This is a genomic window from Diaminobutyricimonas sp. LJ205, assembly GCF_009755725.1.
Taxonomy (GTDB): Bacteria; Actinomycetota; Actinomycetes; order Actinomycetales; family Microbacteriaceae; genus Ruicaihuangia.
The window spans coordinates 769,421-793,221 of the sequence record NZ_CP046619.1 but is presented as its reverse complement, the minus strand read 5'-3'; the positions used below and the strand labels follow the sequence as shown (position 1 = coordinate 793,221).

General features: G+C 67.4%; 21 protein-coding genes. 7 read left to right on the top strand and 14 right to left on the bottom strand.

Features of this window, described 5'->3' with window-relative positions; all coding sequences use genetic code 11:
* Positions 1-780 precede the first annotated feature (780 nt).
* On the bottom strand, positions 781-2,106 hold the full coding sequence (locus tag GO591_RS03810; protein WP_232466261.1) for a M50 family metallopeptidase: 1,326 nt from the start codon (positions 2,104-2,106) through the stop codon (positions 781-783).
* A gap of 28 nt (positions 2,107-2,134) precedes the next feature.
* Here GO591_RS03810 and GO591_RS03805 point away from each other — a divergent pair, with 28 nt between their 5' ends.
* Positions 2,135-3,340 (top strand): serine/threonine-protein kinase, encoded by a 1,206-nt coding sequence (locus GO591_RS03805; protein WP_232466260.1) that lies wholly within the window; start codon positions 2,135-2,137, stop codon positions 3,338-3,340.
* Positions 3,337-3,807 (top strand): hypothetical protein, encoded by a 471-nt coding sequence (locus GO591_RS03800; RefSeq protein ID WP_157155592.1) that lies wholly within the window; start codon positions 3,337-3,339, stop codon positions 3,805-3,807. Before GO591_RS03805 ends, GO591_RS03800 begins: the two co-directional genes overlap by 4 nt.
* A 70-nt stretch (positions 3,808-3,877) precedes the next feature.
* Here GO591_RS03800 and dxr read toward each other — a convergent pair whose 3' ends face one another.
* Complete coding sequence (gene dxr / locus GO591_RS03795) at positions 3,878-4,957, bottom strand: 1-deoxy-D-xylulose-5-phosphate reductoisomerase (RefSeq protein ID WP_157155591.1); 1,080 nt, start codon at positions 4,955-4,957, stop codon at positions 3,878-3,880.
* A 103-nt stretch (positions 4,958-5,060) separates the two neighbouring features.
* A complete protein-coding gene (locus GO591_RS03790) occupies positions 5,061-6,005 on the bottom strand; it encodes an FKBP-type peptidyl-prolyl cis-trans isomerase (RefSeq protein WP_157155590.1) in 945 nt (314 codons plus the stop codon).
* Between the two features lie 86 nt (positions 6,006-6,091).
* On the opposite strand from GO591_RS03790, the gene gabT (GO591_RS03785) reads away from it, so the two are divergent.
* Both gabT (GO591_RS03785) and GO591_RS03780 read left to right on the top strand, forming a co-directional pair.
* Positions 6,092-7,417 (top strand): 4-aminobutyrate--2-oxoglutarate transaminase, encoded by a 1,326-nt coding sequence (gene gabT, locus GO591_RS03785; RefSeq protein WP_370455335.1) that lies wholly within the window; start codon positions 6,092-6,094, stop codon positions 7,415-7,417.
* 227 nt (positions 7,418-7,644) lie between these two features.
* A complete protein-coding gene (locus GO591_RS03780) occupies positions 7,645-8,325 on the top strand; it encodes a hypothetical protein (RefSeq protein ID WP_157155589.1) in 681 nt (226 codons plus the stop codon).
* Between the two features lie 101 nt (positions 8,326-8,426).
* Here the strand turns inward: GO591_RS03780 and GO591_RS03775 are convergent, their stop codons facing one another.
* Together GO591_RS03775 and GO591_RS03770 are read right to left on the bottom strand one after the other, a co-directional pair.
* The gene (locus GO591_RS03775) at positions 8,427-9,383 is read right to left on the bottom strand and encodes a zinc-binding dehydrogenase (RefSeq protein WP_157155588.1); all 957 of its coding nucleotides are present in this window, start codon (positions 9,381-9,383) and stop codon (positions 8,427-8,429) included.
* A 192-nt stretch (positions 9,384-9,575) separates the two neighbouring features.
* Entirely contained in the window at positions 9,576-10,040 is a 465-nt protein-coding gene (locus GO591_RS03770) for an OsmC family protein (protein ID WP_157155587.1), read from the bottom strand.
* A 37-nt stretch (positions 10,041-10,077) separates the two neighbouring features.
* On the opposite strand from GO591_RS03770, the gene gabT (GO591_RS03765) reads away from it, so the two are divergent.
* Together gabT (GO591_RS03765) and GO591_RS03760 are read left to right on the top strand one after the other, a co-directional pair.
* The gene (gene gabT, locus GO591_RS03765) at positions 10,078-11,436 is read left to right on the top strand and encodes a 4-aminobutyrate--2-oxoglutarate transaminase (RefSeq protein ID WP_157155586.1); all 1,359 of its coding nucleotides are present in this window, start codon (positions 10,078-10,080) and stop codon (positions 11,434-11,436) included.
* The gene (locus GO591_RS03760) at positions 11,433-12,395 is read left to right on the top strand and encodes an asparaginase (protein ID WP_255446927.1); all 963 of its coding nucleotides are present in this window, start codon (positions 11,433-11,435) and stop codon (positions 12,393-12,395) included. The genes gabT (GO591_RS03765) and GO591_RS03760 overlap by 4 nt, the downstream gene beginning before the upstream one ends.
* On the opposite strand, the gene GO591_RS03755 is transcribed toward GO591_RS03760, so the two are convergent.
* The 8 genes from GO591_RS03755 to GO591_RS16020 form a co-directional block, all read right to left on the bottom strand.
* Positions 12,392-13,606 carry an RNA polymerase sigma factor gene (locus tag GO591_RS03755; protein ID WP_198295548.1) on the bottom strand — a complete coding sequence of 405 codons (1,215 nt, stop codon included), beginning with the start codon at positions 13,604-13,606 and terminating at the stop codon, positions 12,392-12,394. The two genes, GO591_RS03760 and GO591_RS03755, sit on opposite strands and share 4 nt — an antisense overlap.
* A complete protein-coding gene (locus GO591_RS03750) occupies positions 13,588-13,965 on the bottom strand; it encodes a YciI family protein (RefSeq protein ID WP_157155585.1) in 378 nt (125 codons plus the stop codon). Before GO591_RS03750 ends, GO591_RS03755 begins: the two co-directional genes overlap by 19 nt.
* 156 nt (positions 13,966-14,121) lie before the next feature.
* The gene (locus tag GO591_RS03745) at positions 14,122-15,477 is read right to left on the bottom strand and encodes a transaminase (RefSeq protein WP_157155584.1); all 1,356 of its coding nucleotides are present in this window, start codon (positions 15,475-15,477) and stop codon (positions 14,122-14,124) included.
* A gap of 2 nt (positions 15,478-15,479) precedes the next feature.
* The gene (locus GO591_RS03740) at positions 15,480-16,349 is read right to left on the bottom strand and encodes an ABC transporter permease (RefSeq protein ID WP_370455334.1); all 870 of its coding nucleotides are present in this window, start codon (positions 16,347-16,349) and stop codon (positions 15,480-15,482) included.
* A complete protein-coding gene (locus tag GO591_RS03735) occupies positions 16,346-17,260 on the bottom strand; it encodes an ABC transporter permease (protein ID WP_157155583.1) in 915 nt (304 codons plus the stop codon). Before GO591_RS03735 ends, GO591_RS03740 begins: the two co-directional genes overlap by 4 nt.
* 1 nt (position 17,261) lies before the next feature.
* Positions 17,262-18,458 (bottom strand): ABC transporter ATP-binding protein, encoded by a 1,197-nt coding sequence (locus GO591_RS03730; RefSeq protein ID WP_157155582.1) that lies wholly within the window; start codon positions 18,456-18,458, stop codon positions 17,262-17,264.
* Position 18,459: 1 nt separating this feature from the next.
* Positions 18,460-18,942, bottom strand: coding sequence for an ABC transporter substrate-binding protein (locus tag GO591_RS16025; protein ID WP_255446926.1), 483 nt, complete (start codon positions 18,940-18,942; stop codon positions 18,460-18,462).
* Positions 18,827-19,657 carry an ABC transporter substrate-binding protein gene (locus GO591_RS16020; RefSeq protein WP_255446925.1) on the bottom strand — a complete coding sequence of 277 codons (831 nt, stop codon included), beginning with the start codon at positions 19,655-19,657 and terminating at the stop codon, positions 18,827-18,829. The genes GO591_RS16025 and GO591_RS16020 overlap by 116 nt, the downstream gene beginning before the upstream one ends.
* 245 nt (positions 19,658-19,902) lie before the next feature.
* Here GO591_RS16020 and ald point away from each other — a divergent pair, with 245 nt between their 5' ends.
* Positions 19,903-21,018, top strand: coding sequence for an alanine dehydrogenase (gene ald, locus GO591_RS03720; protein ID WP_157155581.1), 1,116 nt, complete (start codon positions 19,903-19,905; stop codon positions 21,016-21,018).
* Position 21,019: 1 nt separating this feature from the next.
* Here ald and GO591_RS03715 read toward each other — a convergent pair whose 3' ends face one another.
* Entirely contained in the window at positions 21,020-23,728 is a 2,709-nt protein-coding gene (locus tag GO591_RS03715; protein WP_157155580.1) for an FtsK/SpoIIIE domain-containing protein, read from the bottom strand.
* Positions 23,729-23,801: the final 73 nt, after the last annotated feature.

Sequence of the window (23,801 nt, the reverse complement as noted above, 5' to 3'; positions counted from 1 at the left end):
GCGCCGGGAGCGGATGGTCCGCTCCTCAGCTCAAACAATGAGCGGAACCGACGGCCGAAAAGCGTGGCCATCGGTTCCGCTCATAACTCGACACCCCGCGAACCATCCGCACCCGTCGCCCGTCCCCACGTCGGTCGACAGACCCACCGTCGACTCCGCCGCGGCGCCGTGGGCCCGCGGCATATGCCTTGCACGCCTTCTCACCCGGACCCGCACCATCGACTCGCCAAAAAGTGCCCATGTTGCCCATGCGGATGGGCATCTTCTGGCGAGTCGACCAAAACGCGTCAGCACGCAATGATTCGACTTGCCAAAAACGGCCCATCCCTCGCGTGGCGATGGGCATTTTCTGGCGAGTCGGCAGTTCGCACCCGTGGCCCCGCGAAAAAACTCGCCAGAAGTTGCCCATCCCTGGCCGGAACATGGGCACTTCTTGGCGAGTCAAGCCAGATGGATGTCTCGGATGGGCTTCACCGGATCGAGTGGTTCGCGAGATGACTGCGGCCGATCGAATATCTCGCGAAAGACTCCGGCGGATCAGATGGATCGCGCCATGGGTTCGGCGGATCGGATGTCTCGTGGGATGACCGCGGCGGTCGGATGGTTCGCGGGGTGCGAGTTATGGCCGGTTCAGACGGCCACGCTTTTCGGCCGTCTGAACCGGCCATTGTTTGAGTTGAGGAGCGGACCATCCGAGGAGCCCGTCGGAACTAGTCCCTCGTGGCCCGGGTTTCGAGACGCGTGCGACTCCGTCGCGCGCTCCTCAATCACCGGGGGGGGTTACAGGATTGAGATCGGCTTCACGATGTCGGCGTAGATGAGCAGCGCGCTCATGCCGCCGAGAATCACTGCAACCGCAAGCGTGATCGGTACGAGCTTCGCGGTGTCGATCGGACCCGGATCCGGCCGCCGGAACAGCTTCGCGAAGGCGCGCCGGATGCCTTCCCAGAGGGCGCCGAGCACGTGGCCGCCGTCCAACGGCATGAGTGGGATCAGGTTGAACACGAACAGGGCGACGTTCAGCGACGCCATGACTCCGACGATGGAGGCGGCGCGGTCCGCAATCGGTGCGTCGATGGACGCGATCTCACCGGTGAGCCGGCCAACGCCGACGACGCTCATCGGGCCGTTCGGGTCGCGCTCCTCGGGGCCGAACGCTGCCGCCGCGATGTCGATCAGGCGCTGCGGAAGGTTCAGGATGATGTTGCCGACCTGGACGATGTTGTCGCCGACCGCTGGCAGCACGGCACTCGGCGGCTGCTGCACGGTTTCATAGGCGGGGCCGATGCCGACGAAGCCGACCTCCCGGGTGACCGGGTCGCCCGAGGCATCCGTGACCGGCTGGTTCCGGTCATCGAAGACCTGCCGTTCGGTGAGCAGTGGGGTGACCGGCAGCGTGATCGTCTGCCCGTCGCGTTCGACGACGAAGCTGATCGTGCGGCTGGGGTTGTCGCGGATGATGCCGCTGGCCTGCGCCCAGTTCTCCACCGGGACCTCGTCGATCGCGATGAGCTTGTCACCCGGTTCAAGGCCCGCCTCTGCCCCCGGTGCGGCCGGGTCGTCGGCTGAGCAGGAGGTGGCCGTGGAACCGGCGGGCAGCACACACTCGGAGATGTTGCCCAGCGTGGTCGAGGGCTGGTTGATGCCGAACCCCATGAACAGCACGCTGTACAGCACCACCGCGATCAGCAGGTTCATGAACGGCCCGCCGAGCATGATGATGATGCGCTGCCAGATCGGCAGTTTGTAGAACGTCCGGTGCTCGTCACCCTCGGTGATCGTTTCGGCCGAGGCGGTGCGAGCATCCTGCACCATGGTGTCGAAGAAACCAGTGCTCGCGGTCCGCGGCTTGCCGCCGGGCTTCTGCGGCGGGTACATGCCTGCCATCGAGATGTAGCCGCCGAGCGGGATGGCCTTGATGCCGTACTCGGTCTCGCCACGCTTCCTGGACCAGAGCGTCCGGCCGAAGCCGATCATGTACTGGCCGACCTTGACGCCGAACAGTTTCGCGGGCACCAGGTGGCCGATCTCGTGCAGCCCGATCGAGAGCGCGAGCCCGACCACAAAGATCAGGATGCCCACGATATAGAGCAGCACGGTGTCCACGCAGCAAAGAATACGGGAGACTGGCTGTGTGACTGCGCAAGAAACCGAACCCGAAATCGGGGCGCATTTCGCCGATCGATACACGGTCACTGACGTCATCGGACGCGGCGGAATGGCGTCCGTCTATGAGGCTGACGACGAGTTCCTCGGCCGCACAGTGGCACTCAAGGTGTTCCACACCGATGTCGCCGAGGCCGCCGACGTACAGCGGCAGACCGACGAGATCCGGCTGCTCGCCGGACTCAGCCACCCGTGCCTGGTCACCGTGTTCGACGCCGTCTCCGAGGGCGACCGCATCGTGCTCGTGATGGAACGTGTGGTCGGCCAGGACTTGCGCCACCGGCTGGCGGGCGGACCTCGGATGGATGCCGAGGCGGTCGCACTGCTCGGAGCCGACGTCGCCGACGCCCTCGCGTACGTGCATGGCCAGAACATCATTCACCGTGACGTGAAGCCGGCGAACATCCTGATCCTCGACCAATGGGCGGCGACGACCGGCCCGCGCGCCAAACTCGCCGACTTCGGAATCGCGAAGATTGTGGACGGTTCGAAACTGACGTCGACCGGCTCGGTGATCGGCACCGCCAATTACCTGAGCCCGGAGCAGGCGCTCGGCGAGCCGCTCTCCCCCGCGACCGACGTCTACTCACTCGGGCTGGTGCTGCTGGAATGTCTCACCGGTGCGCAGGCGTTCCCCGGCAGCGGCCTCGAGTCCGCAGCCGCCCGAGTCACCCGCGACCCGGTCGTCCCGGACGAACTCGGATCCGGTTGGATGACCTTGTTGACCGCGATGACCACCCGGCAGCCGGCGTTACGGCCGACCGCTGCCGAGGTTGCGTTCATGCTCCGGGAGCTGGCCGCCGCCCCGCTCGTGGACGAGGAACTCGCGAGGACGCTCGCGATGCCACCGGTGACGGCTCCGACCGTTCAGCACCCGGTGGCGACGGACCAGAACACGGAGCCAGCTGACACCGCCCCGGTGAACGCCGAGCAGTCCGTCAGCGACCCGTCCACGGCGACCCCGGTCCCCCCGGCGCGTGCCGGATGGCGCTCCGGTTGGCCCTCTGGAATGGTGATCGCCGCCGCGATCGCGCTGATCCTGGTGGTGGCCGGGATTGCGATCAACCTCGGCGCGCCGGCCGCGGATGCCGGACCCGATCCGGTGCAGTACCCCGCGGTGGAGGGCAACCTTGGCACCCACCTCGAACAGCTTCAAAGGACGGTGGAACCGTGAGACACCTGATCGCGCCGCTGGCCATCGCCGGCGTACTCGTACTCGGCGGTTGCGCCAGCGGGCAGCCGGCCTATTCGGAAGACGCCGCGGCCGAACTGCAACAGCAGGTGCTGACGGTCAGCGAGGCATCCGCTGCCGGTGAATTCGAGACCGCCGTCATGCGGCTCGACGAACTCGTCGTGCTGGCGAACGATTCCCTTGCCCGTCACCTGATCACGCCCGAGCGTCACCAGAGCATCCTCTCGGCGATCGACCTGGTGCGCGCCGACCTGGCCGCCGAGATCGCCGCGAGGCAGCCGCCGCCACCGCCTGAGCCCGCCCCCGCGCCTGCACCAGAGAACAACGGCAACGACGAGAACGCCGGCAACAACGGCAATGACGAGAACAACGGCAATAACGGCAACAACGGCGACGAAAAGGGCAACAACAAGAACAAGGACAAGGACGAGGACGACGACGACGACTGACGTCTCACTCCGCAGGCACTAGCCTTTCGGCCCCGCGCGGCTGTTCTTTCGCTGGCGGAGGACCGTTTCGCTAGCGCGAGGCGATCAGCTGGTCGGCTTCCGCCCGCGCCCACCGTTCGGCGGCGAGCACGCCGTCGAGGCTCAACTCCCCCGGCTGGTGCCGGTCGATGACTTCCTGCACGGTGTCGAGGATGTCGAGATAGCCAATCGCCCCGGCGTGGAACGCCATCACGGCCTGCTCATTCGCGGCATTGAACACCGCGGGGAAGGTGCCTCCCGCACTACCCACCTGCTTGGCCAGGTCAACCGCGGGAAACGCCTCGCCATCCAGCGGTTCGAACGTCCACTGGCTGGCCGTGGTCCAGTCCAGCGGCGCGCCGACGCCCGGCACCCGGTTCGGCCAGTCCAGCCCGAGCGAGATCGGCAGTCGCATGTTCGGCGGCGAGCATTGCGCGATCGTCGACCCGTCGACGAACTCGACCATCGAGTGCACGATCGACTGCGGGTGAACGGTCACCTCGATCCGCTCGTATGGCACATCGAACAGCAGGTGCGCCTCAATCACCTCGAGGCCCTTGTTCACCAGGGTCGACGAGTTGGTGGTGATCACGAGGCCCATGTCCCAGGTCGGATGCGCGAGCGCCTGCTGCGGCGTGACGTCCTTGAGCGAGTCGCGGCTGCGTCCGCGGAACGGGCCACCGGATGCCGTGAGCACCAGTCTGCGGACCTCGGCAGCCGTCCCCGAGCGCAGCGCCTGCGCAAGCGCCGAATGTTCGGAGTCGACCGGCACGATCTGCCCCGGGCGCGCCGCCTGTTTCACCAGGTCGCCGCCGACGATCAGACTCTCCTTGTTGGCGAGCGCCAGCACCGCTTCGGTTTCCAACGCGGCCAGTGTCGGGGCAAGCCCGACCGAGCCGGTGATGCCGTTCAGCACGACGTCGGCTTCGACGTTCCGCACGAGTGTGGCCGCGTCATCCGCCCCGAAAGCGGTCTCGGTGACCCCGAATCGCTCGGCCTGCTCCGCGACCAGGTCGCGATTGCTGCCTGCGGTGAGCCCGACCACTCGGAAGCGGTCGGGGTTCGCCGCGATGACGTCGAGCGCCTGCGTGCCGATCGAGCCCGTCGAACCAAGGATGATGATGCGTCGCATCAAGCCATCATCGCGTACGGCCGCATCGGCTGATCGAGCTTGCCGAGATCTCGACAAGCTCGATCAGCGGGTGGTTCAAGCTCGGTCAACGGGTGGCGGCTGCTTACTTGGCGTCCTGGATCTCGATCAGGAAGACCAGGGTCTGTCCACCGAGGTTCTGGTTCGGGTCGGTGCCGTAACCCAGCTCCGGCGGCATCACGACGATGACGCGGGATCCGACCTGCTGGCCGACCAGTCCGGCCGCGAAGCCCTTGATCACCTGGTTCGTCGCAAAGGTCGTGGGCTCGCCGCGCTCCCAGCTGGAGTCGAAGACCTCGCCGGTGTTCCAGCTGATGCCGGTGTAGTTGAGCGTGACCTGCTGGCCGTCCTCGACGACGGCGCCGTCACCCTCCTCGAGCACCGCGAGCTGCAGCTCGGTCGGCGGGTCGGTGGCCGGCAGGGTGACCGCCGGCACGTCGCCGGAGAAGTCGACTTCGGGCACGTTCTCGGTCCACGCCGACGGGGTCGGCAGCGGCTCAGCCGGGACGATGTCGACCACGAACACGAGCGACTGTTCGCCGGTCACGCCGAGCTGCTGAGCACCGGTGTCGCCCCACAGGTCCGCAGGTGGCAGAACGCCGACCACCCGCGAGCCGACGGGCGAGCAGAGCAGCGTCTTGTCGATGCCGGGCAGGAAGCTGCCATCCAGCGCGACACTCTGCGAGGTCTGCAGATCGAAGGTGGAGGTGTCGACGGGCTCGCCGGTCTCCCCGTTGATCATGCTGAACATGATGTTGGCGGTGTCGCCCTCTTCGAGCACGTCGCCGTCGCCTTCGGTGACGACGGTGCGCTCGGTCTCCTCGACCGACAGAGGCGCCTCGAAGGTGACCTCGGGCTTCGCGCCGAAGTCTCCGGAGACGGTGACCGCCTCGGACGCCGAGCCTCCAGACACGCAGTCCGCCGCGGGCGAATTCGTCTCGGTTGCCTCGGGACTCTCGGCCGCCGGAGTACATGCGGCCAGGGACGCCGCAAGGCCGATGGCCAGAACAAACGGAACAGCAGCGCGCACGAAATACCTCACTCGAGGGAACAGGGGATGTCGTCCAGTCTGGTGCATCGAACTGGGCATGCGGTGAGCGCCGTAGGCTGCTTCGTATGACATTCACGGTTTCGCAGGAGCGCAAGCTCGTCACCGATCTCCCCGGCCCGAAGTCGATCGCCCTCCAGGAGCGCCGCCAGAAAAGCGTCTCGCGCGGTGCCGGAACGCTCGCCAACATCTACATGGAGCGCGGCTCGGGCGCGATCCTCGTCGATGTCGACGGCAACCAGCTCATCGACCTGGGGTGCGGAATCGGCGTCACCACGATCGGTCACGCGAACCAGGAAGTTGCGGATGCCGCGGCTGAACAGGCCCGGAACCTCACGCACACCCTCTTCACCGTGACGCCATACGAGAACTACGTCCGGGTCGCTGAGAAGCTCGCCGAGATCACCCCCGGCGACTTCGAGAAGCGCTCCGTCCTGGTCAACTCCGGCGCCGAAGCCGTCGAGAACGCGGTGAAGATCGCCCGCAAGTACACCGGCCGGCGTGCCATCGTTGCCCTGGACCACGCCTTCCACGGGCGCACCAACCTGACCATGACGATGACGTACCGGCCCTGGCCGGAGCGCTCCGGCATGGGACCGCTGGCCCCCGAGATCTACAGCGTGCCGATCAGCTACCCGTACCGTGACGGGCTCGACGGGCTCGAGGCCGCTGAGAAGACCATCGACTACATCACCACCCACATCGGCGCATCCGAGATCGCCGCGTTCTTCGCCGAGCCGATCCAAGGTGACGGCGGCATCATCATCCCGGCGCCCGGCTACTTCAAGCGCATCAGCGAGTGGTGCACCGAGAACGGCATCGTCTTCGTCGCCGACGAGATCCAGGCGGGCATCGCGCGCACCGGCAAGATGTTCTCGATCGAGCATCACGAGGGTGTCATCCCCGACCTGATCACGGTCGCGAAGGGCATCGCCGGCGGCTTCCCGCTCGCCGGTGTCGTCGGTCGTGCCGAGATCATGGATGCCGTGCAGCCCGGCGGCATCGGCGGCACCTTCGGCGGGAACCCGGTCTCGACAGCGGCCGCCCTCAAGGTGCTCGAGATCATCGAGCGCGACAATCTGATCGGTGAGGCGCAGCGCGTCGAGCGGGCCATCGAGGCGCGCATCGGCGACTGGACCGAGAAGTACGACTTCGTCGGCGAAGTGCGCGGCAAGGGCGCCATGTTCGGCGTGGAGCTCGTGCACCCCGGCACCAAGAAGCCGTGGCCCGAGGCGCTGAAGACGGTGCTGGTCTACGCGACGTCGCACGGCGTGATTCCACTGGACGCCGGCTCGTGGGACAGCGTGCTGCGCTTCCTGCCGTCGGTGGTCATCTCCGAGGAACTCATCGACGACGCTATGACGGTGATCGAAGAGGCCTTCGCGACCCTCTAGCGTGAGTGGCGGAATCGGATGATTCCCTCCCTCGCAGGCTCGGTCGGCGCTGGGGTCGCGCAATCGCTGGCGCGATTGCCATAGCTCCACCGCGCTCCTCAGCTCAAACAATGAGCGGAACCGACGGCCGAAAAGCGTGGCCATCGGTTCCGCTCATAACTCGACACCCGCGAACCATCCGATTCCGCCTCTGTGCCGAACGCCCCCTCCGGGAGGACAATTGCGGCATGCCCGACGCGGCGGCCGCTGGGTCCGGACGACCGGATGACGCGGCATCCCGAGCCCTTCGTGCTCAGTTGCTCGCGACTGAGCACTGGAGCCTGCTGGCCTCCCGGGGCACCACCCAGAGCGAGGTGCTGACCCGGATCAGCATGTTCCTCACGCTGGTCTCGGCAGGGTTGGTGAGCCTTGCACTGGTCGGTCAGGCCAGCGATTTCTCCGAGTCGTTCGGCGTGTTCGCGATCGCCGTGCTCGGAGTGGTCGCGCTCGTCGGCGTGCTCACCCAGGTGCGCGTGATCAACACGTCGATGGAAGACCTGATGTACGTGCTCGCGATGAACCGGCTACGCGCCGCGTATGTAGAGCTGGACCCGGGAATCGCCGACGCGCTGATGGCCTCGACCCATGACGACTACGCCGGGATGAACAAGACCTACTACTTCCTCACCCCGGCGCGCGGACAGAGCCAGGTGGTCGGCAGCAGCATGGTCTTCATCATCGCGGTGAACTCCGCGATGATCGGGTTGCTGGTCGCCGCGATCTTAAACGCCATCGGGGTTTCGACGTGGCTGCTTGTGCTCGTGGGCGTGCTCGTCGGGGTCGCTTATGCGCTGTTCTGGATCTGGCGTGGCGGAAAGCGGTTTTTCACGTTCTGGGAGCAATACCGCCCGCTGCATCCCACACCGTGAGCAAGTAGTTCGACCAGCGGGTCCTACGAAACTGAGACAACGGATGCCAAGATTCGGGGCTTCCGCCCCGGTCCCGGCATCCGTTGTATCAGGCGATCGACTCAGATGCCGTTCTGCATGTCGACGACGAGGCGCCCGGTGACAGTGCCGCGGCGCAGCTGGTCGAGGCCCTCGTCGATCTTGTCGAAGTCAACGAGCGTGATCTTCGGGTCGAGATCGCCGGAGGCCATCAGCTCGTAGATGCCCGCCAGGTCCTCGACGCCGCCGCCCATGGAGCCGACGTAGTCGACCTGCTTGAGGATCAGCGGGTCGGTGTTGAACTCGATCTGCAGGCGACCCATGCCGACCTGGACGACGCGCCCGCCGTTGCGGACGACCTCGAGGGCGCCCGTGGTCGTTGTCCCGAAGCCCGCGAAGTCGATGATCGTGTCTAGCCCCACATCTGCAAACTCGCGGATGTCCTTGGCAACTCGCACGACGCCGAGTTCCTTGGCCATCGGCCAGACGTCTTCCTTCACCTCGGCGGCGTACACCTCTGCGCCGCGGAGGACCGCGATGCGCGCGCCGACCTGGCCGAGGCCGCCGACGCCGATAATGCCGACCTTCTGGCCCGCAGAGACGAGGCCGCGGGAGACGACCGCGTGGTGCGCGACATTGCCGGCGTCCGTGCCCGACGCCGCGCGCACGAAGTCAAGACCGTCCGGGATCTTGACGACGGCGTCGGCGAGGGCAGTTGTCTTCTCGGCGTATCCGCCGTCACGGAAGTAGCCGTTCACGTTCGGCGGGCCGGATGGGATGCCGACGCGGTCTCCGATCTTGATATTCGTGACGCCCTCGCCCACCTGCGACACGACACCCGCCGGCTCATGACCGAGCACGATGGGGTGGTCGGGGAACTTTCCCACGTTCCACGCCGCGTCATCCAGTGCGGAGACGTCGGAGTGGCAGAGGCCCGTCGCCTTTACATCGACGACGATCTCACCGGGCTTCGCGACCGGGTCGGGCACCTCCTCAAGCTTGAGGGGCTGCCCTGCTCCATAGAACCGCCATGCCTTCATCTCGCATCCTTTCGTCCTGCGTCGGGACGTCGATCGTCCCACCCCAATTGTATGCGTGTGAATAGACCGTGGCGCCGGCGGAGCGCGGCCAATCGCTTTGAGCGGGGGGGGTGCCCGATTGGAGGGCGGTGAACTTCCCGATGTCAACGATCGCCGGCTCGGGCGCATCGATGAGGAAGCTGCGTGCGTGCCTCAGGCGAGTGTGATCTCGGGTTCGTGAATCACCGGGAAGTTCACCGACTGGGCGATGAAGCACAACTGCTCAGCTTCGTCGTGCAGCCGATGAGCGAGGTCGAGGTCGCCGGCGGCGATCGTCATCCGCGGCCTCAGCGTCACGCTCGTGAAGCTGCCGCCTGCTCCGCGCATCCGGATGGTGCCGGTCGCGGCATCCGTGTAGTCAGTGACGACGATCCCGTCACGGGTGGCGACGTAGAAGTAGCTCATCATGTGGCACTGCGCGAGCGCCGCGATGAGCAGTTCCTCCGGGTTCCAGCGGTCGGCGTCGCCGCGGAAGACCGGTGCGGCAGAGCCCAGCAGGTCCGGTTTGCCGTCGATCTGCAGCAGGTGTTCGCGGCTGAAGTCGCGGGTACCGCTGGTGCCGGTGCCCCGGTTTCCGGTCCAGCGAAGGGATACTTCGAAGTGGTGCTCCGGGGTCATGACAGCCTCTCGTCTCGCGAACTAGGATCAGTTCACCATGACTGACACGCTGAATGCATCAGGTCCCGCGCCCGTGCTCCAGGAGCGTCGCATCACCACCGCGATTCCCGGTCCGAAGTCGAAGGCGCTGCACGAGCGACGACTTGCAGTGGTCCCCGGGGGTGTCTCGAGCGCCCTCCCGGTGTACATCGAGCGGGCGCAGGGCGCGATCTTGGTCGATGTGGACGGTAACCAGTTCATCGATGTCGGCGCCGGCATCGGCGTCACCACGGTCGGCCACACGGTCGAGGCAGTCGTGGCCGCGGCATCCGCGCAGCTGCAGAAGGTGACCCACACGCTGTTCACGATCACCCCGTACGAGGAGTACGTGCGCGTTGCCGAGCTGCTCGCGCAGCACACGCCCGGCGATCACGCGAAGAAGACCGTGCTGGTGAACTCCGGCGCCGAGGCGGTGGAGAACGGCGTCAAGATCGCCCGCAAGCACACCGGACGCCCCGGAATCGCCGTGCTCGACCACGGCTACCACGGCCGCACCAACCTGACCATGGCGATGAACTACAAGGCCATGCCGTACAAGGCCGGCTTCGGACCGTTCGCCGGGGATGTCTACCACGCCCCGAGTTCGTACCCGTTCCGGGACGGCTTGACCGGCACCGAGGCGGCCGCCCGCACGATCGCGTTCCTCGAGAAGACGGTCGGCGCCGCTGACCTCGCCTGCCTGGTGTTCGAACCGATCCAGGGCGAGGGCGGCTTCATGGTGCCCGCCGACGGCTTCCTGCCTGCCCTGCAGGAATGGTGTACTTCGAACGGCATCGTCTTCATCGCCGACGAGATCCAGAGCGGGATGGCCCGAACCGGCGCTTACTTCGCCAGCGAACACTTCGGCATCGTGCCCGACATCGTGCTGAGCGCGAAGGGCATCGCGGGCGGCCTTCCGCTCGCAGGCGTCACCGGTCGCGCGGAGATCATGGATGCCTCGCACGCCGGCGGCCTCGGCGGAACATTCGGCGGCAACCCCGTCTCCTGCGCTGCCGCGATCGCGGTGTTCGAACAGATCGAGAGCGCCAACCTGCTCGGCGAGGCGCAGCGCATCGAGGCGAGCCTGCAGCCCGAGCTGGTGAAGCTGCAGGAGAAGTACCCGGTGATCGGCGACGTCCGCGGCAAGGGAGCCATGCTCGCGATCGAACTGGTCGAGCCCGGCACCAAGACCCCGCTACCGGAAGCGGTGAACAGCGTCGCCGCGTTCGCCGCACAGCACGGCGTGCTCATGCTGACCGCGGGCACCTGGGGCAATGTGCTGCGCTTCCTGCCCTCACTGGCGCTCACCGACGAGTTGATCGGCCAGGTCGTCGAGGTACTCGATGACGCCTTCGCCTCACTCGGCACCGCCCGGTGACGGATGTGCTGACGGTCTCCGGAGCCGTCGAGCTCGCCGTCATCGAGCGCTCCGGAATGATCGAGTCCCGTCACATCGGCGCTGCGGTGGTGGTCGGTCCCGATGCGGCGACGCTGCGCGAGGTCGGCGACGTCGACGCGTTGATCTACCCCCGGTCCACCCTGAAACCGCTGCAGGCCCTGGCGGTGCTGCGCTCGGGTGTTGACCTGGACGGTGAGGAACTCGTGCTCGCCACGGCCAGCCACGCCGGCACCGGTGACCACGTCGCAGTCGTGCAACGCATGCTCGCCGAAGCAGGCCTTGACGACAGCGCGCTGCAGTGCCCGGCCGATTGGCCGTTCGACCGCGACGCACGTGACGGTATGAGCGCGCCAACCCGGCTCACGATGAACTGCTCCGGCAAGCACGCCGCGTTCCTGATGGCATGCGCCGCGAACGGCTGGCCGACCGAGAGCTACCTGGCACCGGAGCATCCGCTGCAGCAACGAATCCTCGCCACCGTCGAGGAGTTCACCGGCGCAGGCGTCGAACACAGCGGCATCGACGGCTGCGGCGCCCCGGTGCACGCGGTCACCTTGCGCGGACTCGCGACCGCAATCTCCCGGGTCACGGGACCAGCGGATGACGCGGACGCCAGCCGTCTCGCGGCGGCCGTCCGTGCCCACCCCTGGGCGATCGACGGGCCCGGCCGCGCCAACACGGTCACCATTGAGAAGCTCGGCCTGATCGCGAAGCTCGGCGCCGAGGGCGTCATGGTGATGGGCGCGCCGGATGGCACGGCGGTCGCGGTGAAGGTGCTCGACGGCAGCCTGCGCGCGGCCACCGCGGTCGCCCTGCACCTGCTGGTCACCGCCGGCGCGGTGGATGCGGATGCCGCAGCCGAAGTCGAAGCGATCACCACCGAGCCCGTCCTCGGCGGCGGCCGCCCGGTCGGGGCGCTGCGGGTCACCCTTCCTTAGCCCGGGAGCTCGTCGATTCTGGCCCGCAGATACTCCCGGAGGCCTGGTTCGGTAGTGAGCGAGATGGCCTTCGCGTAGGCGCGGGCTGCGGCATCCGTGTTCCCCAACTCGGCCAGCAGGTGTGCCCGCGCCGCCCAGACCGGCTGGAAGCGGTCGGCGCCCTCGATCGCGTCCAGCGTCGCAAGCCCAGTGTTGGGCCCGTCGATGCGGGCGAGCGTCACCGCGCGGGAGACCTGGGCACCCAGTGTCGGTGCGAGTGCCACCAACGCGTCATAGAGCACAAGCAGTGCAGCCCAGTCGGTGTCCCCGGTCCGGGCGCGCGCGCAGTGCACCGACTGGATGGCGGCCTCGAGCTGGAAGCGCCCGAGACGATCGGCCCGGCTGGCGTGCCGCAGCCACCGCTCCCCCGCGGCGATGAGCTCGGCATCCCAGAGTGCCGGGTCCTGCTCATCGAGCGGCACATAGCGGCCATCGACGGTGCGCGCCGGTGCTCGAGCGAGCGAGAGCGCCAGCAGCGCGGCGAGGCCGGCCGCCTCGGGCTCATCCAGCAGTGACGCGAGCGTGGAGGCGAGGTAGAGCGCCTCGGCGGACAGCGACTCGCGCACCTCGTCCCCCGAGACCAGCAGCCAGTCGATGGCATAGGCCCCGTAGATGGCCTCCAGCACACCCGGCAGCCGCGCAGGCATGTCTCGAACGGTCGGGACGACGAACGGAATCCGCGCGTCTCGGATGCGCCGCTTCGCCCGGACCAGCCGCTGCGCCATGGTCGATGCCGGCATCGCGAAGGCGCGCGCGATCTGCTCGGCCTCGAAGCCCAGCACGGTCTGCAGCATGAGCGGCGTGCGGATGCCGGGATCAATCGCCGGGTGCGCGCAGACGAACATCAGCTCGAGCCGTTTGTCCGGGATCGCATCCAGGTCAATCTCGTCGAACACCGGTGGCTCCTCCAGTGGCTCACTGGTCCGGACGGCGGCCGACTTCGCTCGGTCACGCTGCCGGTTCCGGGCGACGGTGATCAGCCAGCCTTCCGGGTTGTCGGGCACTCCGCCGACCGGCCAGCTGGTGAGGGCCTGCACGAACGCGTCGCCGAGCGCGTCCTCCGCCCCGGGGATGTCGCCGGTGCGGGCGGCGAGAAGCGCGAGCAGTCGCCCGTAGGAGGCGCGGGCGACTTCTTCAGCCCGCGCCTTCGCCGTCAGATCTTCCCGTGCCATGCCCCGTCTTCAAAGTGCACGGCGCCCGGCCGGATCTCGATGACGCCGTAGTACGCGGCCGGGCATTTCTCCGCCCAGGCAAGCGCGGCATCCAGGTCGGCGACATCAACGACGAAGAGTCCGCCGAGTTGCTCCTTGGTGTCGGCGAACGGGCCGTCCTGCACCTTCAGGTGACCGTCTCGCATGGTCAGCGTCGTGGTGTTCGATGACTGCTGCAGCACCTCGGCCGAGATCAGCACCCCGGCGTCGTTCAATGCCTTGGCGTAGTCGTCGAACGCGGCCTTGCCCTCGTTCATCGCCTCGGTGCCGAGGTCGGCTTCGGTCATCTCGGGGTAGTGCATGATCAGTGAGTAGCGCATCGGTCTGCCCTCCTGTGTTCGTACGGTACCGGTCACAATTCGTGGCCGACATACCTCTATGACGATCCAGGTGACGCCCGATCGACATTCCCCGGTGACCGAGGTTGTCGAGATCTCGGCAGGCTCGATCAGCGGGTGGTCGATCAGCGGGCGGTATCAGTCGGCGTACAGCGAGGCGACCGCGTCACGAAATGCTTCGGTGTGCCGTGCCACATCGGCGGAGGTGGTCGCCGGGCTCATCAGGGCCATGTTGTGGAACGGTGTGATCAGGATGCCCCGGTTCAACGCATGCAGGTGCAGGTACTGCTGCAGTTCGAAGTCGTCGGCATCCGCCGCCTCCCGACCGTCGCGCGGCGCCGTCTCGCGGAAGCTGTACTCCGCCCGGCAGCCGAGCTGGGTCACCTGCCACGGCACCGAGAACTCGTCGATCGCGGCCTGCACGCCCGCGGTCCACTCGGTGGCGACCTCGATCATGCCCGGCCACACCTCAGGGGTGAGCACCTCCGCGAGCGTTGCGCGGATGCCTGCCATCGACACCGCGTTGCCGGCCAGCGTGCCGCCCACTCCCCCGACGTCGATGTCCTCGAGCTCAAGCGAGGAGCGCACCCGGTCGGCGAAGGTCTGCGTCATCCCGTAAGCCGCCGCCGGGATGCCGCCACCGATGGTCTTGCCGACGACGACCGCATCCGGCGACAGTCCGTCGCGGGCGGTCATCCCGCCCGGCCCAGCGCACAGGGTATGCGTCTCATCGATGACCAGCAGGGCCCCGGTTGCATCGCAGAGCCGGCGGAGAGCGTCGTGCCAGCCGTCCTCGGGCAGCACGATGCCGATGTTGGTCATCGCCGGTTCGATCAACACGGCCGCAACGTCGCCGCCAGACAGCGCTGCCTCAAGGGCGGGCACGTCATTGAACGGCACCACCGCGGTGGTCTCCGACGGCGGCACCGGGGCGCCGATGGTCCCTCGGCGTTCGATGACCGAGCCTTCCGGGTCGAGGGTCGCGTAAGCCTCATCCACAGTGCCGTGGTAGCAATAGTCCACGACCAGGATCTTCCGCCGGCCGGTGACCTGCCGGGCGAACCGGATCAGCGCCCGGTTCGCATCCGTCGCCGAGAGGGTGAACTGCCAGCTGGGCAGCCCGAACCGCTCGCTGAGCAGCGCAGCCGCCGTCGCGGCATCCGCAGTCGGCAGCATGAACGTCGATCCACGGGTCAGCTGCCCTGTGATCGCACGGACGGATGCCGCCGGCGCGTGCCCGCACATGGCGCCGGTGTCACCGAGGCAGAGGTCGACGTAGTCGATGCCGTCGGCGCATTCGAAGTGGCTACCGGATGCGGACCGCACATACACCGGCCAGGGTCCCGGCCACTTCGCCATCCAGAGCATCGGAACTCCGTCAGGCATATTCACTCGCGCGTTCTGGGCCAGCCGGCCGGACTCCGGGTGGGTCCGGCGGAACAGTTCAACCTCACCGTGCCAGAGCGCGCGCAGGCGCTCTCGGTCCTCGTACACGGCTAGGCCTTCTTCGCGAGCCGCTTGCGTCGGGCGGCTGTGGTCAGCTGCGCTGAGACCACGATGATGATGCTCGCGAAGAAGACGATTGACGCGATCACATTGGCCTCGGCCGGGATGCCTCGAGCGGCCGCCGTGTAGATGAACTTCGGGAAGGTCACCGCCGCACCGGAGTTGAACGTGGTGATGATGAAGTCATCGAAGCTCAACGCGAAGGACAGCATGGCCGCGGCCATGATCCCCGGCAGCAACAGCGGGAAGGTGATCCGCCAGAACACCTGGTTCGGCGACCCGTAGAGGTCCCGCCCGGCTTCCTCGAGCGCCGGGTCGAGCGAGGCGACCCGTGCTCGCACGGTGACCACGACGAAGCTGATGCAGAACATCACGTGCGCGAGGATGATCGTGCCGATGCCCTTCGCAACGCCGACGGCGAGGAACTGCGCGGCGAGGCCGGCGCCGAGCACGACCTCGGGAGTGGCCATCGGCAGGAACAGCAGCAGCGTGGTGCCGGCCCGGAATCGGAACCGATAGCGCACCAGGGCGATGGCGATCATCGTTCCGAGCACGGTGGCGATGACCGTGGCCACAACCGCGATCAGGATGCTGTTCGCGAAGGCCTCGCAGACTCCCTGCGCGTTGCAGACGCCGAGCCAGTTGTCGAGCGTGAAGCTGCGCCAGGAGATGTTCGTGCGGCGGTAGTCGTTGAACGAGAAGACGATCGTGTAGACGATCGGGATAAGCAGGAACACGAACGCGAGCACGCTGTACAGTGCGAGCCCCCATCGCCCGACGCCGAGCCGGAACGGGCGACGCTCTGGGCGAGGCGGTGTGGTCGCGGCATCCGTGATGGCCGCCCCCGCTTGCACGGTCACAGCAGATCCTCCGTTCCGCTCCGGCGCACGTAGAAGCTGACCAGGATGAGGATCGCGGCCATCAGCAGGATCGACAGTGCCGCGGCGGCCGGGTAGTTCTGCAACACCAGGAAGTTCGCCTCGATGACGTTGCCGATCATGGCGGTGTCGGTGGAGCCGAGGAAGTCGCGGCTGGCATTGACGAAGTCACCGGCCGCGGGAATGAAGGTCAGCAGGACCCCGGACAGGATGCCCGGCATGGATAGCGGCACGGTCACGGTTCGGAATGTCGTCCACGACGACGCGTACAAGTCATTGCCGGCCTCGACGTAGCGCAGGTCAAGCCGCTCCAGCGACGCGTAGATCGGCAGGGTCATGAATGGGATGAAGTTGTAGGTCAAGCCGAAGATCACCGCGAACGGGGTGCCGTTGATCTGCGCGTCGGACGGTAGCAGCGCGAAACTCTGGAGTGTTCCGACCAGCCAGCCTTCGTCAGCGAAGATCTGCTTCCAGGCCAGCGTGCGCAGCAGGAACGAGATGAAGAACGGCGCGATCACGAGGGTGAGTGCGAGCGCTTGCAGCAGCGGGAAGCGGCGCAGGTTGACGCCGATGAAGTAGGCGAGCGGGTAACTGAACAGCAGCGCGAACAACGTCGCCAACGCCGCGTAGACGAACGAGCGCAGGATCTGCGGCCAGTACGTCTCGATCACGGTGACGTAGTTCTGCCATTGGAAGGCGTAGTCGTATCGGCCGATGTCGCCGATGACGCTCGGCGCCTGCAGGCTCGTCAGGATCAATGAGACCAGCGGCGTGGCGAAGAACACCAGCAGGTAGAGCACCCCGGGCAGCAGCAGGAAGAGGACGATGCGGCTCTTCTTGCGCGGTGCCGGTTCGGCGGCCGGCGCCTCGGTGGCGAATGCTCCGAAGGCCATCTCAGTGTTCTCCGAGCTCCGCTTCGAGGCGCTTGCGACGTTCGACGGCGATGGCCGCGGTCGAGGTGTCCGTCACGAATCGCGCTTCGCTTCCGGGCTCGTCGGCCAGGCCGAACCCGTGTTCAATCAGCCAGCTCAACCACACCTCATCGCCTTCATGCGCTGCGGGACCGAAGGCGCGGTTCTGCTCGAACACGGTCACCGTGCCTGCCGGCATCTCGACTCGGTAGGACGTGCTCATCCCGGTGAATGAGACATCGCTCACCCGCCCGGGGCCGGCGACGTTCATCCCGGCGACGCGTTCAGGTTCGGTGGCGTGCAAGCGCAGTTTCTCGGGCCGGACTCCGACCGTGACCGTGCCGGTGTGGCGCTGCGCCCGCGAAAGCGGAACCTCGATGCGGCTGCGGCCGACTTCGACGACGAAGCTGCGGCCGTCTCCGGCCACCACCGGGCCTGCGAACAGGTTCGACTGGCCCAGGAAGTTGGCGACGAAAACCGTTTTCGGAAGTTCGTACAGCGTTTCCGGGGAGCCCATCTGCTCAATGCGTCCCTTGTTCATCACGGCGACGGTGTCGGCCATGGTCATGGCCTCCTCCTGGTCGTGAGTGACGTGCAGGAAGGTGAGGCCCACCTCGGACTGGATGCCCTTCAACTCCAGCTGCATCTGTCGCCGCAGCTTCAAGTCCAGCGCCCCGAGTGGCTCATCCAGCAACAGCAGGGCGGGCCGATTCACGATCGCCCGGGCGAGCGCGACGCGTTGCTGCTGTCCGCCCGAGAGCTGTGCCGGCTTGCGCTGGGCGAGGTGGTCCAGCTCGACCAGACGCAGTGCCTCGTGCGCCTTCGTGCCCGGGTCGGCGATTCGGCGTCGCTTCAAACCGAACGCCACGTTCTCGAGCACGCTCATGTGCGGGAACAGGGCATAACTCTGGAACACGGTGTTCACGGGTCGCTGGAACGGCTTGGTGTCGGTGACATCCTTACCGCCGATCAGGATGCGCCCGGCACTTGCCTCCTCGAGCCCGGCGACCAGCCGCAGCGTTGTCGTCTTGCCGCAACCGGACGGGCCGAGCAGAGCGAAGAATGAGCCCGCAGGAATTGTCAGGTTGAGATCCTCGATCGCGGTGAACCCGGGAAAGCGCTTGGTCACGCCCACCAGTTCGAGGTCAGCGCCGGCCGCGGCGAACTCCCCTCGTGGCACGTCAGGCTCCCAGCAGAACGCTCTGGTACTCGGCGCCGAACTCCTGCTCTTCCGAGTTGGACAGCGTTCGGAACACGTGCACCGTCGACAGCGTCTCCTCGTTGGGGAAGATCAGCTGGTTCTCGGCGAGAGCGGGATCGATCGCGATTGCTGCCTCCTTGGCACCTACCACCGGGGTCACGAAGTTCACCCAGGCCGCCACCTCCGCGGCCACCTCCGGCTCGTAGTAGTAGTTCATCAGCGTCTCGGCGTTCTTCTTGTGTGTCGACCCCATCGGGACGACGAAGGTGTCGTTCCACAACGTGCCACCGGCCTCGGGAATGACGAACTCCCATTTGTCGCCAGCCTCGGCGTTCAGCAGCGTGATGTCACCTGACCAGCAGATCGCGGCGAGGGTGTCTTCGTTCTGCAGGTCTTCGAGGTAGGAGTTGCCGCGCACCGCACCGATCTGACCGGAGTCGACCTGCTCGCGGAAGGTGTCCATCGCCGCCTGGAACTCGTCCGCGGTGAAGTCGGTGATGTCGGTGCAGCATGATCAGGCCGAGAGTGTCGCGCATCTCCGACAGAACGCTGACCCTCCCCTTCAGCTCGGGGTTCCAGAGGTCCTCGACGCTTCGCAACCCGTTCGGCACCTGCTCCTTGTTCCAGCAGATGCCAGCGAAACCCGCCTGCCAGGGCAGGCTCTTGTTCCGGTCCGGGTCGAAGTCCGGGTGAGCCAGCGAGGGTGTCAGGTTGCTGAGGTTCGGGATGTTGGCGTGGTCCAGCTCCTGCACGTAGTTCAGCCGGACCAGTCGGGAGATCATCCACTCGGTGAGGCAGATGGTGTCTGCTCCGATGTCCTGGCCGAGCGCGAGCTGGTCGCGCACCTTGGCGTAGTAGGTGTTGTTGTCATCGATGTCGACGAGGTACTCGACCTCGATGCCGGTTTGTTCCGTGAAGGCGATCAGCGTCGGGTAGTTGCCGTCTTCGTCCTCGTCGATGTACGCGGGCCAGTTCGCCCAGCGAACCGTCTTGTCGGTGTCGGATTCATCCGTGGCCGGCTCGAGGTCGCCGCCGCCCTGCGGCGTGCACGCCGCCAGCGCCAGCACCGCTGCGCTCACCCCGGTTCCCTTGAGCATCGCCCGACGGCTGAGCTGTGTCCGCCGCGCGCTTTCGATCAGCTGGCGGATGATCGGGTCTTCCGGAAGCGGTTTGGCCATGACGGACTCCCTCAACTTATGGGATCGACGCCCGCTCCATTGCGGGGTGTGTTGATCCTGACACAAGGAAACCCCGAACTGAACAGCAAAACGAGGAAAAACGTCTCCCTGAAACAGGAATGTAACGAAATCAGCAGATTCGGTGAGCACTGACTGCGGATTACATCATCGACATGGCTACTGTGGGCTGTATAGGGCAACGGAGCCCCGGTGGTTCCGTGCGCGTTCGACAGCCAAGGAGAGCCATGCGAGTCGCAGTACCCAGCGAGGTCAAGAACAACGAGTTCCGCGTCGCGATAACCCCGGCAGGCGTCCACGATCTGGTCGCGCACGGGCATGAGGTCTACGTGCAGTCCGGTGCCGGAACCGGGTCGTCAATCACCGACGAGCAGTATTCGGCTGCGGGGGCGCGCATCGTCCCGGATGCCGCCAGCTGTTGGGAGCGCGCCGAGCTGCTGATCAAGGTCAAGGAACCGGTGGCCAGCGAGTACCGCTACTTCCGTGACGATCTGGTGCTTTTCGCCTATCTGCACCTTGCCGCGGAGCCCGAGCTCACCCAGGCGCTGGTTGCGTCGGGGATGACGGCCATCGCCTATGAGACCGTCCAGTTGCCGAACCGGACCCTTCCCCTGTTGGCACCGATGAGCGAGGTCGCCGGGCGACTGTCCGTCATCGTCGGCGCGAACGCCATGATGAAGCCGAACGGCGGCCCCGGCCTGTTGATCTCCGGGGTGCCGGGAACCTACCCCTCGAAAGTGGTCATTCTCGGCGGTGGCGTCGCCGGCACCAATGCGCTCGCGCTCGCGGTCGGGCTTGGCGCAGACGTGACCGTGCTGGACACGAACCTGCAGCGGCTCCGTGAGCTCGACGCGCTCTATGCCGGACGCATCAGGACGGTCGCCTCGAACGGTTACGAGATCGAACGTGCCGTCATCGGTGCCGACCTGATCATCGGTTCGGTGCTCGTCCCCGGCGCGAAGGCTCCAAAGCTGGTCACCAACGAGATGGTGTCACGGATGCGTCCCGGCAGTGTGCTGGTAGACATCGCCGTCGACCAGGGTGGCTGCTTCGAGGACTCGCACCCCACCACCCACGCCGATCCGACCTTCACTGTGCACAATTCGCTGTTCTACTGCGTTGCGAACATGCCCGGTGCGGTGCCGAACACGTCAACCTACGCCCTGACGAACGCCACCATGCCGTACGTCAGGGCGATCGCAAGCCAGGGCTGGCGGGCGGCGATGATGACCGATCCGGCGCTGGCGCCGGGCCTCAACGTGTACGACGGTCATGTCGTCAGTGAGCCGGTCGCCAGGGCCCTCGGCCTGGATCACCTCGAGGTTTCCCTGGCGCTGGCCTGACTCATGGCAACAGGATGCGTCGGGGGCCAGCCGCGTCGACGAGCCAGCTGACCCGCCGACCGGGCGCGAACGGCGGCGGGAGGTCACTGTCGCGGGTGAGCGCCCGGTATTGCGAGGTCGAGCATCCGTCGACGATGACGTCGGCCCGGCCGCGTAGCGCGGGCAGGGCGCCCCACCAGTTCTGCCAGGTGTCCGGGTCGGCGACGAGGATCCGCCCGCGCCCGTCGCTGCCGGCTGATCCCGTGCCGAGCGTGCGCGGGTCGGCGGCATCCGGATCAAGCGCGAGCACGTCATGCGTGCCCAGTGCGGCGAGCGCCGCGGCACACCGCCGGGATGCCGTGGATGCCACGAGGTAGCTCCGGCCCGGCGTGGGCAGAAACCGTGCATCGCCCTGCGCAGGTGCGGCCGGCAGGTCGGTTCGGCGCGCGATCTGCACCAGGTCGCCCTGCCAGTGGCAGCGCCCGTCGGGCAGCCTCGGGTCGTAGGCCGATGAGTCCCCACCGACGAGCGCGTGCTCGTGCCGATCGGGCAGCCGCAGCAGCAGGCGGGCGTCGCACAGCGGCAACAGACTCTGCACGGGAGCGGTGACCCGACGGGCGGCGAGCACCAGCCGCCCGACGCCGTCCCGCGCGGCGCGCTGCAGCAGTTCCACGAATGCGGCGAGGTGGTCGTCGGTCAGTTGCGCGGCGACACTGTCGAGATCATCGAGGAGGGTGAGTCCCGCCGCACCGGACGGGTCGCGGGCCAGGGCGCTGACCGCGTCCCAGGCGGCTTCCACGCCGGGCGGCACCAGTCGGCTGAGCGGATGACTGGCGAGCGTGCGCAGCAGGGTGGACTTGCCCGTGCCGCTCGCCCCGACCACCAGCAAATGGCCGTGCCGCAGCGGGTCGTAGACCGCCGCCACCTGACGCTGCTGCCTGGGCTGGTCGGCGAGTCCGAACGTCACCGCCGACGGCGCAAGGGGATGCTCCGGGCGCGGGAGCTCGGGCAGCCGCAGGTCGGTCGGCAGCGGGTCACACCACGGCCGACGCGGGGCGGGACCGTTAGGGGTGGCCGCTGCCACCGCCTCGGCATCCGATTGCGCGGCAATCGCGACGTGCACCGGGCGGCCGTCGATCAGCGCGCGACCGAGACGGGTGGCGGGCAGGTCGGCGGCATCAGGGATGCCGATCGCGGCGACGCTGTCGGCTCGATTGTTCACGCGCAGGCAGATTCGCAGCCCGGTGTTCGCCAGCACCGCGTCGCTGACGACGCCCGTCGGCCGTTGCGTGCAGAGCAGCAGGTGCACGCCGAGCGAGCGGCCGCGGGCGGCGATGTCGGCGAATAGCCCGCCGAGCTCGGGGTGTGCGCCGACCAGTGCGGCGTACTCGTCGACAACGACTACCAGCCGGGCGAAAGCGTACGGCGCCTTCTCGATGCTTGCTGCTGCCAGCTCGGCCAGTCGGGTCTCGCGGTACCGGAGTTCGGCGGTCAGGCTCTGCAGTGCCCGGCGCGCGGCGCTCTCGTCGAGATCGGTGATCACCCCGACGCAGTGCGGGAGCACCGTCAGCGGCGCGAACGCCGAACCGCCCTTGAAATCCACCAGAAGGAAGCTCACCTGCTGCGGGGTGCGTCCGCGGGCCATCGCGAGCACCCAGCTCACCAGCAGTTCGCTCTTGCCACTGCCGGTCGTTCCGACGACGAGAGCATGGGGTCCGTCAACGAGGTCGATGAGCACCGGGCCACCAGGATCGAGGCCGAACACGGCGCCGAGCCGGCCGGCGGATGCGCCGAGGTCGGGTAATGCCGCGAACTCGACCCGGCCGGGCAGGGTTGCCCGGGTTGTCAGCCGCAGCCGGCCGAGCACCAACCGGGCCTGTTCCCGGCTGACGAGTGACGGGCGGACCGGCAGACCGTCCAGCGTGGCCAGCCCGCCTCGCGCCACTGTCAGGATGACGCCGCAGTCGGCCGGGAGAACGTCGATGACCTCCGCCACCACCAGTCGGCCCACCGTGGCGGCGGCGGACACGGTCAGCTCACCGCGGGCGGCCGGTTCATCCACCGAGAGTCCGAGCCAGTCGAACCAGTCCGGGTCGTAGCGCACTCGGGCATCCTCGCGGGCGATCGCCAGCAGCTGCAGCGCGATCGCCGCGGCCACGGCACGACTCACCGGAGCAGGGCCGATCACCGCGATCCCGGCGGCGGCGTCCACCACGATCGGCGCCCGCTCCAGCACTGCGGCCTTCTCTCGCGCTGCGGCGAGGGCAGTGGCAGGGTCGGCCGTTCCTGTTCCCACACCGGCATCGATGATCCGCAACTCGCTCGGCGTGCTGCCCTCCCCGATCACGACCTCGATCGGCCCGGTGCCGCGGGCGCCTGTCGAGGCGATCGGGTCACCGCGCAGCAGTGGGTCGATGCCGGGCGTCGCCGCCCAGCGTCGCCGACGCTCCTGATCATGGGCCTCATCGATGCCGGTCAGCGTGGCTGCCAGTTCGCTGGCGAACCGACGCTGTTCCCGACGTCGCCGTCGCCGAGTGGATACGGCGCCGTCACCGAGGGTGGCGATCGCGGTGACCGGGCCGAGCACGGCGAAGAGCAGGGCGAACGGCGACTGCGTGATCACCCAGAGCGCGATCGACCCCACGACTGGCGCAACGGTGGCGAGCATCGGGAACGGCGCTGGCTCGCTCCCCGCCGGTGGCGCGGGCAGTCGGATGCCGGGATCGCTCACCCGACGATGTCAACACTCCGGCATCCGACAGGCCACAGTCCTTCAACCGGCGTGGAAGCAGCCCATTCGGCGC